Origin of the sequence: Streptomyces aurantiaciflavus, assembly GCF_049808595.1 — a bacterium.
Lineage (GTDB): Bacteria > Actinomycetota > Actinomycetes > Streptomycetales > Streptomycetaceae > Streptomyces.
The window spans coordinates 296,082-312,261 of the sequence record NZ_JBNCAQ010000006.1 but is presented as its reverse complement, the minus strand read 5'-3'; the positions used below and the strand labels follow the sequence as shown (position 1 = coordinate 312,261).

Annotated in this window: 9 protein-coding genes; 2 read left to right on the top strand and 7 right to left on the bottom strand. The window is 72.4% G+C overall.

What is annotated here, in order from left to right; all coding sequences use genetic code 11:
- Both ACPT94_RS09360 and ACPT94_RS09355 read right to left on the bottom strand, forming a co-directional pair.
- Positions 1-1,740, bottom strand: a 1,740-nt coding sequence (locus tag ACPT94_RS09360) for an alpha-1,4-glucan--maltose-1-phosphate maltosyltransferase (RefSeq protein ID WP_425245624.1), incomplete at its 3' end; no start/stop codon positions are given.
- Positions 1,741-2,119: 379 nt separating this feature from the next.
- On the bottom strand, positions 2,120-3,349 hold the full coding sequence (locus ACPT94_RS09355) for a S8 family peptidase (RefSeq protein WP_360351373.1): 1,230 nt from the start codon (positions 3,347-3,349) through the stop codon (positions 2,120-2,122).
- Between the two features lie 382 nt (positions 3,350-3,731).
- On the opposite strand from ACPT94_RS09355, the gene ACPT94_RS09350 reads away from it, so the two are divergent.
- Together ACPT94_RS09350 and ACPT94_RS09345 are read left to right on the top strand one after the other, a co-directional pair.
- On the top strand, positions 3,732-6,440 hold the full coding sequence (locus tag ACPT94_RS09350) for a glycosyltransferase family 1 protein (protein ID WP_360351376.1): 2,709 nt from the start codon (positions 3,732-3,734) through the stop codon (positions 6,438-6,440).
- Between the two features lie 242 nt (positions 6,441-6,682).
- The gene (locus tag ACPT94_RS09345; protein ID WP_360351379.1) at positions 6,683-7,501 is read left to right on the top strand and encodes a DUF2785 domain-containing protein; all 819 of its coding nucleotides are present in this window, start codon (positions 6,683-6,685) and stop codon (positions 7,499-7,501) included.
- 20 nt (positions 7,502-7,521) lie between these two features.
- On the opposite strand, the gene ACPT94_RS09340 is transcribed toward ACPT94_RS09345, so the two are convergent.
- The 5 genes from ACPT94_RS09340 to ACPT94_RS09320 form a co-directional block, all read right to left on the bottom strand.
- Positions 7,522-8,043: a DUF1990 domain-containing protein gene (locus ACPT94_RS09340; protein ID WP_360351381.1), complete on the bottom strand. Its 522-nt coding sequence runs from the start codon at positions 8,041-8,043 to the stop codon at positions 7,522-7,524.
- A 72-nt stretch (positions 8,044-8,115) separates the two neighbouring features.
- Entirely contained in the window at positions 8,116-9,780 is a 1,665-nt protein-coding gene (locus ACPT94_RS09335) for a M4 family metallopeptidase (protein ID WP_360351384.1), read from the bottom strand.
- A 324-nt stretch (positions 9,781-10,104) separates the two neighbouring features.
- Positions 10,105-12,153, bottom strand: a complete 2,049-nt coding sequence (locus ACPT94_RS09330; protein WP_360351387.1) for a M4 family metallopeptidase — start codon at positions 12,151-12,153, stop codon at positions 10,105-10,107.
- A 301-nt stretch (positions 12,154-12,454) separates the two neighbouring features.
- Positions 12,455-14,218 carry an ABC transporter ATP-binding protein gene (locus ACPT94_RS09325; protein ID WP_425245623.1) on the bottom strand — a complete coding sequence of 588 codons (1,764 nt, stop codon included), beginning with the start codon at positions 14,216-14,218 and terminating at the stop codon, positions 12,455-12,457.
- 29 nt (positions 14,219-14,247) lie between these two features.
- A complete protein-coding gene (locus ACPT94_RS09320) occupies positions 14,248-16,155 on the bottom strand; it encodes an ABC transporter ATP-binding protein (protein WP_425245627.1) in 1,908 nt (635 codons plus the stop codon).
- Between the last annotated feature and the right edge of the window lie 25 nt (positions 16,156-16,180).

The window sequence follows — 16,180 nt, the reverse complement described above, 5'->3', positions numbered from 1 at the left end:
GAGCGGGGCGATGGTGCGGCCCTCGCGCTCGGCCGCCTCCCAGTCACGCGGCCTGAGCTGGTACTTCTCCGAGTCGAGGTACTCCTCGCCGCCCTCGCGCAACGGGGTGTTCTCGCACAGTTCGTAGCCGCTGTAGATGCCCCAGGTGGGAGACAGGGTCGCCGCCAGGACGGCCCGCGCCTCGAAGGCGGGACGCCCGCCGTGCTGGAGGTAGGCGTGCAGGATGTCCGGCGTGTTGGCGAAGAAGTTCGGCCGCATGTAGGAGGCCGCCTCACCGGAAAGTTCGGTGAGGTACTCCGTCAGTTCCTGCTTGCTGTTGCGCCAGGTGAAGTAGGTGTACGACTGCTGGAAGCCGATCTGGCCCAGCGTGTGCATCATCGCGGGCCGGGTGAAGGCCTCGGCCAGGAAGATCACGTCGGGGTCGGTGCGGTTGACGTCCGCGATCACCCGCTCCCAGAACACCACCGGCTTGGTGTGCGGGTTGTCCACGCGGAAGATCCGCACCCCGTACGACATCCAGTGCCGCAGGATCCGCACGGTCTCCCTGACCAGGCCGTCCATGTCGGCGTCGAAGGCGATGGGGTAGATGTCCTGGTACTTCTTCGGCGGGTTCTCGGCGTAGGCGATCGTGCCGTCCGGCCGGTGGTGGAACCACTCGGGGTGCTTCTGCACCCAGGGGTGGTCGGGCGAGCACTGCAGGGCGAAGTCGAGCGCGACCTCCAGCCCCTGCTCCCTCGCCCGCTCGACGAACCAGGCGAAGTCCTCCAGAGTCCCCAACTCCGGGTGCACGGCGTCGTGGCCGCCCTCCGGCGACCCGATCGCCCACGGCACGCCCACGTCGTCCGGGCCGGGGGTGAGGGTGTTGTTGCGGCCCTTGCGGAACGTCGTGCCGATGGGGTGGATCGGCGGCAGATAGACGACGTCGAAGCCCATCGCGGCGATCGCGGGCAGCCGCCGGGCCGCGGTGCGGAAGGTGCCGTGCGGACGCTCGGCCGTGCCTTCGGAGCGGGGGAAGAACTCGTACCAGGAGCCGTACAGGGCCCGTTCCCGCTCCACCAGCAGGGGCAGGGTGTCGGACGCCGTGACCAGTTCCCGCAGGGGATGGCGGGCGAGGACCGCGTCCACCTCCGGGGTCAGCGCCGCCGCGAGGCGGGAGGAGGCCGGGCGGGACTCGTCGCGCAGGGCGTCGACCGCGGCGCGCAGGACGCCGCTCGCGTCCTCGGGTGCTCCGGCGGCCGCGCGCTCGTAGAGGCGGGCGCCCTCCTCCAGGACCAGTTCGGTGTCCATCCCCGCCGGGATCTTGATGCGGGCGTGGTGCCGCCAGGTGGAGACCGGATCGCCCCAGGCCTCCACGGTGTACGTCCAGCGGCCCGGCGCGTCCGGGGTGACCTCGGCGCCCCAGCGGTCGGTTCCGGGGGCCAGTTCGCGCATCGGCGTCCAGGGGCCGGGGCGACCGTCCGGGTCGCGCAGGACGACGTTGGCGGCGACGGCGTCATGGCCCTCGCGGAACACGGTGGCCGAGATCTGGAACGTCTCTCCGGTGACCGCCTTGGCGGGTCGGCGCCCGTGCTGGACGACCGGGCGGACGTCGAGGACGGGTATGCGCCCCACGGCGGGCGCGTCACCCGTGGAGGATCGCTCCGGGGCCGGCGGTCCGACGTCGGCGGGGCGCACGGACGGTGCTCCGGTGCGGGAGGTACGGGGTGTCGGGGGTGCTGACGAGTGGTGCGTGGCGGGCATGACCGCTCCTGTCCGCATCAACTTGGGTGGGCGGATGGATGAGGGGAGGTGGGTCCTGCGGTGGGGGGTGCCGGTTGTGCTGGGGTGTACGGGGGTGTGAGGGGGCGTACTCGGCCCGGACGGGCCGGTGTTGTGCTCGGGCGTCGTTGCTCGGGGCCGGACGAGCCGGCATTCCACTCGGATACCCGGACACGCCGGGATCGTACTTGTGTCCGGACGTGCGGGGGTGGTGCTGGGGTCGTACGGGGTGTCGCACCGGAGGAGCCTTCCCACCCTGTTCGGGTGAGCAATCCGGCACTTTGTTAACTACTCACGCGTATGTCTACGTACAAGACCGGCCCCGTTCGCGGGGAACGGGGCCGGTGCCGGCATCCCGCCGCTAGGACGGTGGGACGCGCAGCAGTCTGTCCGGCGAACCGAGCCCCCGGCCGGACACCTTGCCGCTCGACGCGCCCGCGACCAGCGCCCGTTCGACCTGGGCGGGTGTGGCCTTCGGACGAGTGGCCAGATACAGCGCGGCCGCGCCCGCCGCGTGCGGCGCCGCCATCGACGTACCGGAGTACGTCGCGCGCCCCGTGTCGCTCGTGTGCGCCCCGGACGTGATCGACACCCCGGGGGCGAACAGGTCGACCGCGGAGCCGTAGTTGGAGAAACCGGCCCGGGCGTCCTTGCGGTCGGTCGCGCCGACGGTGACGGCCTCGCGCACGTCGGCGGGGGAGTGCAGGGCGGCGGCCTGCCCGTCGTTGCCCGCGGCGACGGTGTAGGTGACGCCGGAGCGGATCGAGGCGCGGACGGCGGCGTCCAACTGCGCGTTGTACGGGCCGCCCAGGCTGAGGTTGGCCACGGCCGGCTTGTGCGCGTTCCGGGTCACCCAGTCGATGCCGGCGATCACCCGCGCGGTGGTGCTCGCGCCGGCGTTGTCCAGGACCCGTACGGCGACGACCTTGGCCTTCTTCGCCACGCCGAGGCTCGCGCCCGCGACCGTGCCGGCGACATGGGTGCCGTGGCCGTTGCCGTCCGAGGCGATGCGGTCGCCGCCGACGAAGTCCCAGCCGTAGGACGCCCGGCCGCCGAAGTCCTTGTGCGTGATCCGGATCCCGGTGTCGATGACGTACACCGTGACGCCGGCCCCCGCGGACTTCGGCGCGCGGTAACTGCCGTCCAGGGGCAGGGACGGCTGGTCGATACGGTCGAGCCCCCAGGAGGGCGGGCTCTTCCGGCCCGTGGGGGCCTGCCGCGTCTGACGTGTCGCGTCCAGCGTCACCCGGGTGTCCTGGACGACCGACGCGACCCGCGGGTCGGCCGCGAGACGCCGGGCCTGTCTCTCCGTCGCCTCGACGGCGAAGCCGTTGAGCACCGTGTCGTAGGTGTGGCTGATTCTCGCCCCGTACCGCGCGGCGACCCCGTGTCCGGCCGTCGACGGGGCCCTCACCTCCTCCTTGAGCGTCACGACGTAACTGCCACCGACGGCGCCGGGTTCTCCGGCGCCGCGTATCGTCCCCTCCGGTGCGGCGTGCGCGGGCAGGGTGACGGCCGAAAGCACCACGGTCGTGGCGACCGCGGTCAGACCCCCCGCCCGGCGCAGACGCCGGGTGCGCGTCCGTGCCATGACTTCGAGTTCCCCTCCTCGACTCGGCGTACGGCGGCGCGTGTCAGGTGCCGGGTACGCACTGGGCAGCCTCTCGTGTGGGGCGAAGCGCCACAAGGTGGCCTGCGGGGGTGGAATCGGCCATAAGGGGGCGGGGGCTGGGGCGCCTCGCGGGCGAGGGGCGGTCGAAACAGCCCGTCGGGGGGTGTTCCCTCCGGGGCTCGCTCCGGGGGGCGCTCGCTCCGGGGGTGCTCCCTCCGGGGTGAGGACGAGGCCCGTTCAGGTCCGAAGCGGGGTTGCGGCGGCGGAGCACCCAGCGACGCCCACCCCGACGCCGGTACCGTCTTCAGAGACGTTGACGCACACTGCCGTGCGCCACTCCTCACGCACGCCGAGGTGGAATGTGAAGGCGATTCGTCGATTCACCGTCCGACCCCTTCTGCCCGAACCCCTCCGGCCACTCAGCGATCTGGCCCGCAACCTCCGCTGGTCCTGGCACGTGGAGACCCGTGACCTCTTCCAGTCCGTCGACCCCGAACGCTGGTCCAAGTCGGCCGGTGACCCGATAAGGCTCCTCGGCAGCGTGCGCCCGGCACGCCTCGCCGAGCTGGCCGAGGACCGCCGCTTCCTGCGCCGGCTGTCCGCCGCCACCGACGACCTGCACGACTACATGACCGGCGACCGCTGGTACCAGACCCGGACTCACACCCAGGGCCAGGGCCAGAACTTCGACCAGGACCTCGACCAGGACCTGGACCGGCCCGGGGAACTCCCCTCCGCCATCGCCTATTTCTCCCCCGAGTTCGGCATCACGGCCGCCCTGCCCCAGTACTCCGGCGGCCTCGGCATCCTGGCCGGCGACCATCTGAAGGCGGCCAGCGACCTGGGCGTCCCCCTGATCGGCGTAGGGCTGCTCTACCGCCACGGCTACTTCCGCCAGACCCTCTCCCGGGACGGCTGGCAGCAGGAGCACTACCCCGTCCTCGACCCCCACGAGCTGCCCCTGACCCTCCTGAAGGAGGACGACGGCACCCCCGCCCAGGTCTCCCTCGCCCTCCCCGGCGGCCGCCGGCTGCGCGCCCGGATCTGGCTGGCCCAGGTGGGCCGGGTGCCGTTGCTGATGCTCGACTCGGACGTCGAGGAGAACGACCTCGGCGAACGCGGGGTGACCGACCGGCTCTACGGCGGCGGCAGCGAGCACCGGCTGCTCCAGGAGATGCTGCTCGGGATAGGGGGTGTCCGGGCGGTACGGACGTACTGCCGCCTCACCGGGCACGCCCCGCCCGAGGTCTTCCACACCAACGAGGGGCACGCCGGCTTCCTCGGCCTGGAGCGGATCGCCGAACTCTGCGACGAGGGACTGGACTTCGACTCCGGCCTGGAGGCGGTCCGCGCCGGCACGGTCTTCACCACGCACACCCCCGTCCCGGCCGGCATCGACCGCTTCGACCGCGAGCTGGTCGCCCGGCACTTCGGCCCCGACGCCGAACTGCCGCGCATGGACGTGGGCCGCATCCTGAACCTGGGCATGGAGACCTACCCGGACGGCGAACCGAACGTCTTCAACATGGCGGTGATGGGCCTGCGCCTGGCGCAGCGCGCGAACGGCGTGTCGTTGCTGCACGGCCAGGTCAGCCGGGAGATGTTCTCCGGCCTGTGGCCCGGCTTCGACGCCGAGGAGGTGCCGATCACCTCCGTCACCAACGGCGTCCACGCCCCCACCTGGGTCGCCCCCGAGGTACTGCGGCTCGGCGCCCGCCAGATCGGCGCCGAGCGCACCGAGGACGCGCTCAGCGTCGGCGGCTCCGACCGCTGGGACTCCGTCGCCGACATCCCCGACCAGGACATCTGGGACCTCCGCCGGAACCTGCGCGAACAGCTGGTCCTGGAGGTACGGGACCGGCTGCGCGCCTCCTGGCGGCAACGCGGCGCGGGCACGGCCGAGCTGGGCTGGATCGACGGCGTCCTCGACCCCGACGTCCTCACGATCGGCTTCGCGCGCCGCGTCCCGTCGTACAAGCGTCTGACGCTGATGCTGCGGGACCGGGACCGCCTGATGGACCTTCTGCTGCATTCCGAACGCCCGGTCCAGATCGTGGTGGCGGGCAAGGCGCACCCGGCGGACGACGGCGGGAAGAGGCTCGTACAGGAACTGGTCCGCTTCGCGGACGACCCACGGGTCCGCCACCGCATCGTGTTCCTCCCGGACTACGGCATGGCGATGGCGCAGAAGCTGTACCCCGGCTGCGACATCTGGCTGAACAATCCGCTCAGGCCCTTGGAGGCCTGTGGGACGAGTGGCATGAAGGCGGCCCTGAACGGCTGCCTCAACCTCTCCGTGCTGGACGGCTGGTGGGACGAGTGGTTCCAGCCGGACTTCGGCTGGGCGATCCCGACGGCGGACGGCGTGGAGGGGGGTACCGCCACGCTTTCGGCAGTGGGGGAGGACCCGGACCGCCGCGACGACATCGAGGCGGCGGCGCTCTACGACCTGCTGGAGCAGCGCGTCACCCCCCGCTTCTACGAACGCGGCCGGCACGGCCTGCCCGACCGCTGGATCGAGATGGTCCGCCGGACGCTGACCCTCCTCGGCCCGAAGGTCCTGGCGGGCCGCATGGTCCGCGAGTACGTCGAACGCCTCTACGCCCCCGCCGCCCAGGCCCATCGCGCCCTGGACCCGGACACGGCGCGCGACCTCGCGACGTGGAAGGCGAAGGTGCGTGCGGCCTGGCACACGGTCACGGTCGACCACGTCGAGACCTCGGCGGCCACCGCGACCGCCGAACTCGGCACGACCCTCGCCCTGCGGGTGCGGCTGAGCCTGGGCGACCTGACCCCCGACGACGTCGAGGTCCAGGCCGTCTCCGGCCGCGTCGACACGGAGGACCGCATCACGGACGCGACGACGGTCCCCCTGAAACCGGCGGGCGGCCCCGACCTGGAGGGCCGCTGGGTGTACGAGGGCCCGCTGTCCCTGGACCGCACAGGCCCGTACGGCTACACGGTCCGCATCCTCCCGAGCCACCGGCTGCTCGCGTCGGGGGCGGAGTTGGGGCTGGTGGCAGTGCCTTCCGAGGAGTTGGCGGAGGGGGCGGGCGTGCTGATGCGCTGACAGCGAGGACACGCGACGGTCCCATCGGCCGAGGGCGGACGATCCACGCCCGCTCTCGGCCGTGCGACCCGAACGACGAGGTTCTCGTCGCCGCCCCCGACCGGGCGGGCGCGGCGCCGCTGATCCGCGGGCAGGGCCGCGTCGAGTGGTTGGGACGGCTGTGGATCACCGACCGCGTCGGCGGGCGCCACACGCGGCGCCCGCCCGGACGTCCGGAGCAGGCGTTGTGAAAACCTGACGTGATGAGTGCTCACCCTGTCGACTGGCCATCGCTCGCGGCGGACGGCTTCCCCTTCCCCGAGGACCTGTCGGCGTCTCGGCTCGCCGACGAGCTGTCGTCCATGCTGGTCTCCCCCGACCCTCGGATCCGTGACGACTACGCCTACACCGCCGCGGCCCGCTGGATCAGGGAAGGACGTCTCGACGAAGTCCTCGAGGCGCTCGGCGACACCGCCGCCGGCCGTCTCACCCACCCCGAGGTGCAGGCCCGGACCTTCGCGCCGCTGATCCTGTGCTGCGTCCTGACGCGCGGACACGCGGCGCCCGGCCTCGTGCCGAAGGCGTCCGCGGAGCGCTGGTATGCCGGTTTCTCGGCCTGGTATCCGACCGAGCAGGACACCCGCGGCTGGGACGACTCCCTGGGCTGGCTGCACGCCGTCGCGCACGGCGCCGATGCCGCCGCCGCGTTCGCGAAAGTCCTGCCGGAGCGCTGCGCCGACCTTCTCGGGTCGTGCGCCCGCAGGATGACGGCCGCGCAGGCCGACTGCCGTTACACGCAGTCGGAGGACGCGCGGCTCGCCCGTGCGCTCACCCGTATCCTCCACACCCCTGGCCTGAAGAGCGAGCAGGCCACCGCCTGGCTGACCGTGGTGGCGCGGGCCCTGGAGGGCGGAAGGCCCGGGCCCGTTCCGGTCTGGGCGTTCAACACCTTCGCCACCCTGCAGTCCCTCCACCTGCACCTGACCCGGGGCCTTGCCGACGACGGCGTGCCGCCGCATGCCGAGACGGTCGCCGCCCGTACTGCCGAGCTTCTTCGCCTGCCCTACTTCTGGCTCGCCTGACACGGGGCAGCCGATGCGAGCTACTCCTTGTCCTCGCCGGCCGCCAACCCCCGGAGCACCACTCCACACCTGCGCGCGTACGCCTGCTGCAACCCCCGAGTCGCCGGACCGCCCGCCCTGGCGTACCACTTCGCGCCCCGGCTGAAGGCCGAAACCGTCAGCCACACCGTTCCGTCGCCCGTGCGGTCCACGATGAACGCCTCCTCGCCGCACTCCGGGTGGCCGGCGAGGGTGCCGTACGCCCAGCCGGCCCGCCGGTGTTCCTCGACCGTCCAGACGATGCGGCAGGGGGCCTTGATCATGCCCGCGAGGGTGACCGTGACGTCGACGCCGGGGGCCGCGCGGTCCGCGCTCGCGTCGATGCCGACGCCCAGCGCGCGGTGCATCTCCCATGTGAGGACGGCCTCGGCCGCGCGGCGGAAGACCTCCTCGCCCTCGCCCAGGCGCGTGCGGACGTGCAGGGGGTGGAAGCCGGGCGGGCAGAAGCCCGGCCGGTCGCGCGTCGCGCCGACGTCCTCGTACGTGAAGTCCCCAACAGACATGGGACCCAAGAGTAGGGCGGCACCCGGGGATGCCTTCTTCCCGGGTGCCGCCCACCATCGATCACACCTGAACTAGCTGACGTTGACCGCCGACCAGGCCGCCGCGACGGCCTTGTACTCGGTGCTGGTGGAGCCGTACAGGGCCGACGCCGCGCTCAGGGTCGCCGTGCGGGCGCCCTTGTAGTTGGTCGTCGACGTCATGTACGTCGTCAGGGCCTTGTACCAGATCTGGGCCGCCTTGGCGCGGCCGATGCCGGTGACCGCCGAGCCGTTGTAGGTGGGGGAGTTGTAGCTGACCCCGTTGATCGTCTTCGCGCCGCTGCCCTCGCTCAGCAGGTAGAAGAAGTGGTTCGCCGGGCCGGACGAGTAGTGCACGTCCAGGTTCTTCAGCGACGACGACCAGTAGTTGGCCGACGCGCCGTCCTTGCTCGGCTGGTCCATGTAGCGCAGCGGGGTGCCGTCGCCGTTGATGTTGATCTTCTCGCCGATGAGGTAGTCACCGACGTCGGAGGAGTTGTTCGCGGAGAACTCGACCGCCGTGCCGAAGATGTCGGACGTCGCCTCGTTCAGGCCGCCGGACTCGCCCGAGTAGTTCAGGCCCGCGGTGTTCGAGGTGACGCCGTGGGTCATCTCGTGGCCGGCCACGTCCAGCGAGGTCAGCGGGTGCGTGTTGCTCGTGCCGTCGCCGTACGTCATGCAGAAGCAGCTGTCGTCCCAGAACGCGTTGACGTACGCGTTGCCGTAGTGGACGCGGGAGTACGCCGCCACGCCGTTGTTCTTGATGCCGTTGCGGCCGAAGGTGTTCTTGTAGAAGTCCCAGGTCGCCTGGGCGCCGTACGCCGCGTCCACCGCCGCCGTCTGGTCCGAGGACGAGCTGGAGGCCGCGCCGGTGCCCCAGGTGTCGTCGGCGTCGGTGAACAGGGTGCCCGCCGAACTGCTGGTGCTGCGCGCCTTGTTGTACGTCTTGTGGCCGCCGCGCGAGGTGTCGTACAGCTGGTACGTCGAGCCCGAGAGGGCCGTGCCGAGGGTGACCGTGCCCGAGTAGAGGCTCTTGCCGGTGCCGGTCTCGATGCCCTGGTACTCGTAGAGCTTCTTGCCGGTGGCCGCGTCGGTGATGACGTGCAGCTCGTTCGGGGTGCCGTCGTCCTGGAGGCCGCCGACGACGGTCTCGTAGGCGAGGGTGGGCTTGCTGCCGTTGCCCGCCCAGATCACCTTGCGCGGTGCCTGCGCGGCCTCGGTGTCCTCGGAGCCCGCGGCCTTCGCGAGCGAGAGGGCCTGGGTCTCGGCCTTCGCCGCGGCCACGGCCGGGGAGGTGGAGGCGACCTTGATGGTGGCCGTGGTCGCCTTGGTGACGCCCTTGTTCGCGCCCGCGGCGGACTCGTGGACGACCAGGTCGCCGCCGAGGACCGGCAGGCCCGCGTAGGTGCGCTCGTAGCGGGTGTGCACCGTGCCGTCCGCGTCCTTGACCACGTCACGGACGACCAGCTTCTCCTGGGCGCCCAGGCCTATCTCCTGCGCGGTCGCGGTGGCGTCGGCCTGCTTGTCCTGGATCAGGGCGGTGCGGGCGGCCGGGGCGAGCGCGGTCGGGACGGCGAGGGGCTTGGCGCTGCTGGAGGCCGCCGGGGTCTGCGCGGCGGCGGTACCGGTGGTCAGACCGGTGGTGACCAGGGCTCCGGCCGCCACGGCGGTGGCGATGGCCAGAGAGGTGCGCTTGTGACGCGCGTAGAAGGTGGTCACACAAGCTCCTTGAGTGTGGGGGAGCCCGGGCGGCTTGGGGAGGCCGGCCGTGGCTGCTGTGAAGTTGTGCGGCGGGTGACAGGAAGAGTGGCATCAGGGACGCGTACATGTCATGACCCCCCAGTGATGTTGGCCAAAAATCGACCAGCCGGTGAATATTGCCGCCATGTAAAGCGACTTGACCTCGGTAAAGGGCCAACAGGCCGGAGGTAAGAGGTCGGCAAAAGGCGGGCGCCGCCCCGGGGGATCGAACCCCGGGGCGGCGCCCCATGGTCGTGCGCTGCGGGCCTGCCGGTACGGGCCTGAGGGCCTACCGGTACGGGCCTACGGGAAGGTCAGCTTCCAGCTGTTGATGTGGCCGGTGTCCCGGGCCGCATTGTCCTGGACCCTCAACTGCCAGACTCCGTTGGCAACTTCGGAGGAGGCGTTCACCGTGTACGTGGTGTTGATGTTGTCCGTGCTCCCACCGGTGCCGTACGCCTTCAGCGTGTACGCCGTGCCGTCGGGAGCGACCAGCTGCACCTGGAGGTCACCGATGTAGGTGTGGACGATGTCGACCGCCACCGCGAGGTTCGACGGCGCGTTGCCCGTCCGGCCGGAGACGGTGATCGACGAGGTGACCGCCGCGCCGTTGTCCGGAATCGATACGTCGGTGGCGTTCTCGAAGGACGTGCCGCCGCCACCGCCGCCGCCGGGACGCGTGCCGACCGCGACGCCCGCCCAGGCGTTCGCCACCGCCGTGTACTCGGGCGAGGTGGTGCCGTACAGCTCACCGGCCGCCGCCAGGGTGCCGGTGCGGGCGCCCGCGTAGTTGGTGGTCGAGGTGAACTTCGTGGTCAGCGCGCGGAACCAGATCTTCTCCGCCTTGTCGCGGCCGATGCCGGTGACGGGGAGGTTGTCCGCGGTGGGCGAGTTGTAGGTCACCCCGTTGATGGTCTTGCTGCCGCTGCCCTCCGACAGGAGGTAGAAGAAGTGGTTCGCCGGGCCGGACGAGTAGTGCACGTCGACCGAGCCGATGCCGGAGTACCAGTTGTCCTTGGACGCGCCGTCCTTGCTGGGCTTGTCCATGTAGCGCAGCGGGGTGCCGTCGCCGTTGATGTTGATCTCCTCGCCGATGAGGTAGTCACCGACGTCGGAGGAGTTGTTCGCGTAGAACTCGACCGCCGTGCCGAAGATGTCGGAGGTCGCCTCGTTCAGGCCGCCCGACTCGCCGGAGTAGTTGAGCCCGGCCGTGTTCGAGGTGACGCCGTGGGTCATCTCGTGGCCCGCCACGTCGATCGCGACCAGCGGGTTGGCGTTGCCCGAGCCGTCGCCGTACGTCATGCAGAAGCAGCTGTCGGACCAGAAGGCGTTGACGTAGTTGTTGCCGTAGTGCACCCGGGAGTAGGCGCCCACGCCGTCGCCCTTGATGCCGGTGCGGCCCTGCACGTTCTTGTAGTAGTCCCACGTGAGTGCGGCGCCGTAGTGCGCGTCGGCGGCGGCCGACTCCGCGTTGGACGCGCTGCCGTTGCCCCACACGTCGTCGGAGCCCGAGAAGAGCGTGCCGGTGCCGGAGGTGCCGCGGTTGAGGTTGTACGTCTTGTGGTTGCCGCGCGCGCCGTCGGTGAGGTTGTACGTCGAGCCGGACTGCGTGGTGGTGAGCGTGACCTGACCGCTGTACACCGTGTTGCCGGTGCCGGTCTCGATCGCCTCCCACTCGTACAGCTTCGCGCCCGTGGTGGCGTCGGTGATGACGTGCAGTTCCTGCGGGGTGCCGTCGTGCTGGAACCCGCCGACGACCGTCTCGTACGCCACCGTCGGCGTGCCGTTCGCCGCCCAGATCACCTTGCGGGGCTCGCGGTTGACGTCGGGGCTCTTGGCCGCCTCCGCCTTCGCGGCGGCCAGCGCCTGCTGCTCGGCCTTGGCGGCGGGCAGCTTGGCCGTGGTGGTGGCCGGCGCGATGGCGGCCCGGGTGGCCTTGACGACGGACTCGGTCGCACCGGCCGGGGTGCTCTCGACGACCAGGTCGCCGCCGAGGACGGGCAGTCCGGCGTAGGTGCGCTCGTAGCGGGTGTGGACCGCGCCGTCCGCGTCCTTGACGACGTCCCGGACGACGAGCGCCTCCTTGGCGCCCAGGCCCAGCTCCTTGGCGGTCTGCGCCTTGTCGGCGTCCGCCTCGCGTATCAGCGCGGCGCGCTGGGCGGGGGTGAGCTTGACCGACTCCGAGCCCGGAATCGCCTGACCGGCCGCCCGAGGTGCCTTCTCCGGGGCGGCCGTCGCGGCGCCGGACTGCACGGCGGCGGCGATGAGCGCGGAGACGCCGACGAGGGCGGCGGCCGCGGCTCTGCGGTACGGGGTGTGGGAGGTGCGTCTGCGAGAACTGCTGTTCAACACTGACTCCTTCTGCGCGGCCGCGGGTCTCGCGGCCTGGGGAGACCGGACGACGGATCGGCCGTCCGGGCACAACAAAGGCGGTACGCAGAACGGGTGGAGCTGTGGGGTTGCTGTGAACCAGCAGGGGGAACAGTGGCAGGTGATTGCGCTATCTGTCAGGAGCGCGTCAGAAAGTTGGCCGGAAACGGTCCGTTGTCCGGGAGTTCATGTTCGATATACGGATCGGTGACGGACGGCGGACGCGGACGGCGGGCGACGGACACGGACGGCGGACGGCGACGACGGGGAGACACGGGGAGGCCTACCTGCCGCGGGGCTCCCCGTGCCACGTCGACCACAGGGCCGCGTACGCCCCGCCCGCCCGCACCAGTTCCTCATGTGTGCCGAGTTCGGTGAGGCGGCCGTCCTCCATCACGGCGACCCGGTCCGCGTCGTGCGCGGTGTGCAGACGATGGGCGATGGCGATGACCGTGCGGCCTTCGAGCACGGCGGCCAGGGCGCGCTCGGTGTGACGGGCGGTCGTCGGATCCAGCAGGGCCGTCGCCTCGTCCAGGATCAGTGTGTGCGGGTCGGCCAGCACCACCCGGGCCAGCGCGAGTTGCTGGGCCTGGGAGCCGTCCGTACCGCTCCGGTCCGCGCCGAGGCGCGCGTCGAGGCCGCCGGGCAGCTCCCGCACCCAGTCCGCGGCGCCCACCGCGGCCAGCGCCGCCCACAACTGATCGTCGGAGGCGGCGGGTTCGGCGATCAGCAGGTTGTCGCGGACCGTGCCGATGAAGACGTGGTGCTCCTGGGTGACCAGGACGACCTGCCGGCGCAGCGCCTCCGGCTCCAGGCCGGCCACCGGCACCCCGCCCACCGTCACCGAGCCCGCGGTCGGCGCGTCCACGCCCGCGAGCAGTCTGCTCAGCGTGGTCTTGCCCGCGCCGGACGGGCCGACGACCGCCAGCCGCTCCCCGGGCCGTACGGTCAGGTCCACCCCGCGCAGCACCTCGCCGCCGCGCTCGTACGCGTACCGCACGCCCGTCACGTCGATGCGGTCGTCCGCCGGAGCCGGCGCACCGCCCTCCGGCACCGACCGCGGCGCCCGGGCCAGCCCCTCCACCCGGGCGAACGAGGCGCCGCTGCTCTGCAGTTGCTCCACCCGCATCAGGATCTGGTCCAGCGGCTCGGCGAACTGCCGCAGGTACAGCGCGGCCGCCACCACCGCGCCCAGGCTCATCGCACCGCGCGCGTGCAGCACCCCACCGAGCAGCAGGACACCCGCCACGGGAATCGAGTACGACACCTCGACCGCCGGGAAGAACACGCTCCGCAGGTGGAGCGTGTGGAAGCGGGTGCGGCGGGAGACCTCCAGCGCGTCCCGGCTCGCCTCGGTCCGCCGCTCCTGGAGGCGGAACGCCTCCACCGTCCGCGCGCCCGTCGCCGTCGCCGCGAGGATCTCGGCGACCTCCGAGGTGGCCGCGCCCTCCGCGAGATACCCGGCGCGCGCCCGCCGCAGATACCAGCGCAGCGCGAACCAGATCGGCGTCAGCCCGAGCACCCCGACCACGCCGAGCAGCGGGTCGATCACGAACACCGCGCCCATCACGAACAGCGCCTGCACCGTGCAGACCAGCAGCTCCGGCCCGGCGTCGCGCAGCGTCGTGCCCACGGCCGCCACGTCGGCGGTGCCGCGCGTGGTCAGATCACCGGTGCCGGCCCGCTCCACGACCGACGCGGGCAGCGCCAGCGCCCGCCCGACGAACTGCTCCCGCACCCGCGCCAGCGTCCGCTCCCCGAAGCGGTGCCCCGCGTACCGGGCCCAGCGCGCCAGCAGCAACTGCGCCAGCGCGCACAGCAGGATGCCCAGCGCCAGCCGGTCCACCACCCCCACGCCGCCGCCCGCCCGCACCTCGTCGATGATCCGGCCCAGCAGCCAGGGCCCGGCCAGCCCGGCCGCGGCGGCCAGCATGTTCAGCACGAGGACGGTGGCGAAGGCCCGCCCGTCGGCCCGCACCAGCCGGCCCGCGGCCCGCCGCACGTCGGCGGGAGCGGCGACGGGCAGCCGACCCCTGGATTCCGTCATCTCCGTCCCCGTCCCTTCCGTCGCCGCCGTCATCGGACAGCCTCCTCGGCGTCCGTCGGGGCGGCCCCCGCCGGACCGAGGCCGTCGCCGGTCTCACCGCCCGCGGACCCGGCGGCCGCCTCCCCGTCGGCGGTGTTCTCGGCGGCCCTGTCCCGGCCTGCCGAGCCGCCGCCCACCGCGTCGTCCGTGTCCTCGGCGTCCTCGGCGTTCTCGGCTTGGTCGGTGTGTTCGGTGTGTTCGGTGTGTTCGGCGTCCCGCGCCACCAGCGCCCGGTAGCCCGCCTCCGTCTCCAGCAGCACCCGGTGCGGCCCGCTCGCCGCGACCTTGCCGTCCACCAGGTAGTGCACGGTGTCGGCGTGGTCGAGGAGCAGGGGCGAGGTGCTGGTGACGACGGTCGTACGGCCGTCCCGTGCCGCGCGCAGCCGCTCGGCGATCGCCGCCTCCGTGTGCGCGTCGAGCGCCGACGTCGGCTCGACGGCGAGCAGTACCTCGGGATCGGCGAGCAGCGCCCGTACGAGCCGTACGCGCTGCCGCTGGCCCCCGGAGAGGCTGCGGCCCTGCGCGGCCACCGGTGAGTCCAGGCCCTCCGGCAGGCCCTGGACGATGTCCTCGGCGGCAGCCGCCCGCACCGCCCTGCCGATGCTCTCCTCGGCGTGTTCCCTTCGGCCGCCCACCACCTCGCGCAGGGTCCCCGCGAACAGGTCCGCCTCGTTGTCGGCGACCAGGATCCGCGCCCTGACCCGTGCCAGGGGGATCCCGTCGAGCCGTACGGCGCCCCAGGTGACGTCGGACGGCGCGTACCGGCCCAGCCGGTCGACGACCGCGGCCGTCTCGGCGGGACGGGCGCCGACCAGCGCGGTCAGCCGGCCCGGCACGACCCGCACGCCCGACGCGGGGTCGTACAGCACCGACGGCCCGGCGGGCGCCTCGGCGGTGCCGGTGTCCGGATCGGGCTCCAGCCGCAGCAGCCGTACGACCCGGCGCGCGGCCACGACGCCCCGGCTGAGCTGGTAGCCCATGTCGACGAGGAACGCCACCGGGCCGACCAGGACGGCGACATAGCCGTACACCGACACCAACTCACCGACCGTCAGCTCCCCCTGGGCGGCGAGCCGGGCCGCCAGCCAGGTGACCACCGCGAGGAACACCGTCGGCAGGCCCACCCCGAGCGCCTGCATCCAGCTGGTGACCGAGCCGACCCGGTAGCCCTGGGCGCGCAGCCGTTGGGAGTCGCGCCGGAAGGCGTCCGCGAACAGGCCCTTTCCGCCGAGGCCGTTGAGCACCCGCAGCCCGCCCGCGAGGTCGCCGATCCGGGCGGTGAGCACGCCCTGCCGCTCCCGGTACTCGCCCTCCGCGCCCTGCAACCGTGCCATCAGCGGCCCGACGAGTACGGCGATCACCGGCATCCCGAGCAGCACGACCGCCGCGAGCAGCGGCGAGGTCGACAGCAGCAGACCGGCGACGACGAAGTAGACGACGACCGAGCCGACGCCGGGCCCGATCACCGTCAGCGAGTTGGCGATGGTGTGCACGTCGCCCACCCCGATCGTGACGACCTCCCCGGCCCCCACCCGGCGCGGCAGCGCGGCCCCCAGCCGCACCGCGTGCCCGACGACGACCTTCACCGTGCGGAACAGGGCGTCCATGCGCAGCCGCGTCATCGTGCGGTGCCGCATGATGCTCACCCAGGCGTTGACCGCGCCGACCGTGAACAGGACGGTCGTCCAGCCCACCAGCGCGGCCGTGTCCCCGGGCTCCAGCCCCTCGTCGACCGCCTTCGACAGCAGATACGGCGCCACCGCCATCAGCACCATCCAGACGCTGGCCAGCACCGCCCCGGCCAGGGCCCGCCCCGGCTGGCAGCGCACCAGCCACCACAGGTACGACCAGCCGCCACGGCGGTCGGGCGTGCCCGGATCCGCGTAGGCGTCGACCACCGGACTCCCCGCCCTGGAAACCTTG

What these genes read in the sequence shown, in the direction of transcription:
- ACPT94_RS09355 (WP_360351373.1), bottom strand. Translation starts at nt 3,349, where the DNA reads ATGGCACGGACGCGCACCCGGCGTCTGCGCCGGGCGGGGGGTCTGACC.
- ACPT94_RS09325 (WP_425245623.1), bottom strand. Translation starts at nt 14,218, where the DNA reads ATGACGGAATCCAGGGGTCGGCTGCCCGTCGCCGCTCCCGCCGACGTG.
- ACPT94_RS09340 (WP_360351381.1), bottom strand. Translation starts at nt 8,043, where the DNA reads ATGTCTGTTGGGGACTTCACGTACGAGGACGTCGGCGCGACGCGCGAC.
- ACPT94_RS09345 (WP_360351379.1), top strand. Translation starts at nt 6,683, where the DNA reads ATGAGTGCTCACCCTGTCGACTGGCCATCGCTCGCGGCGGACGGCTTC.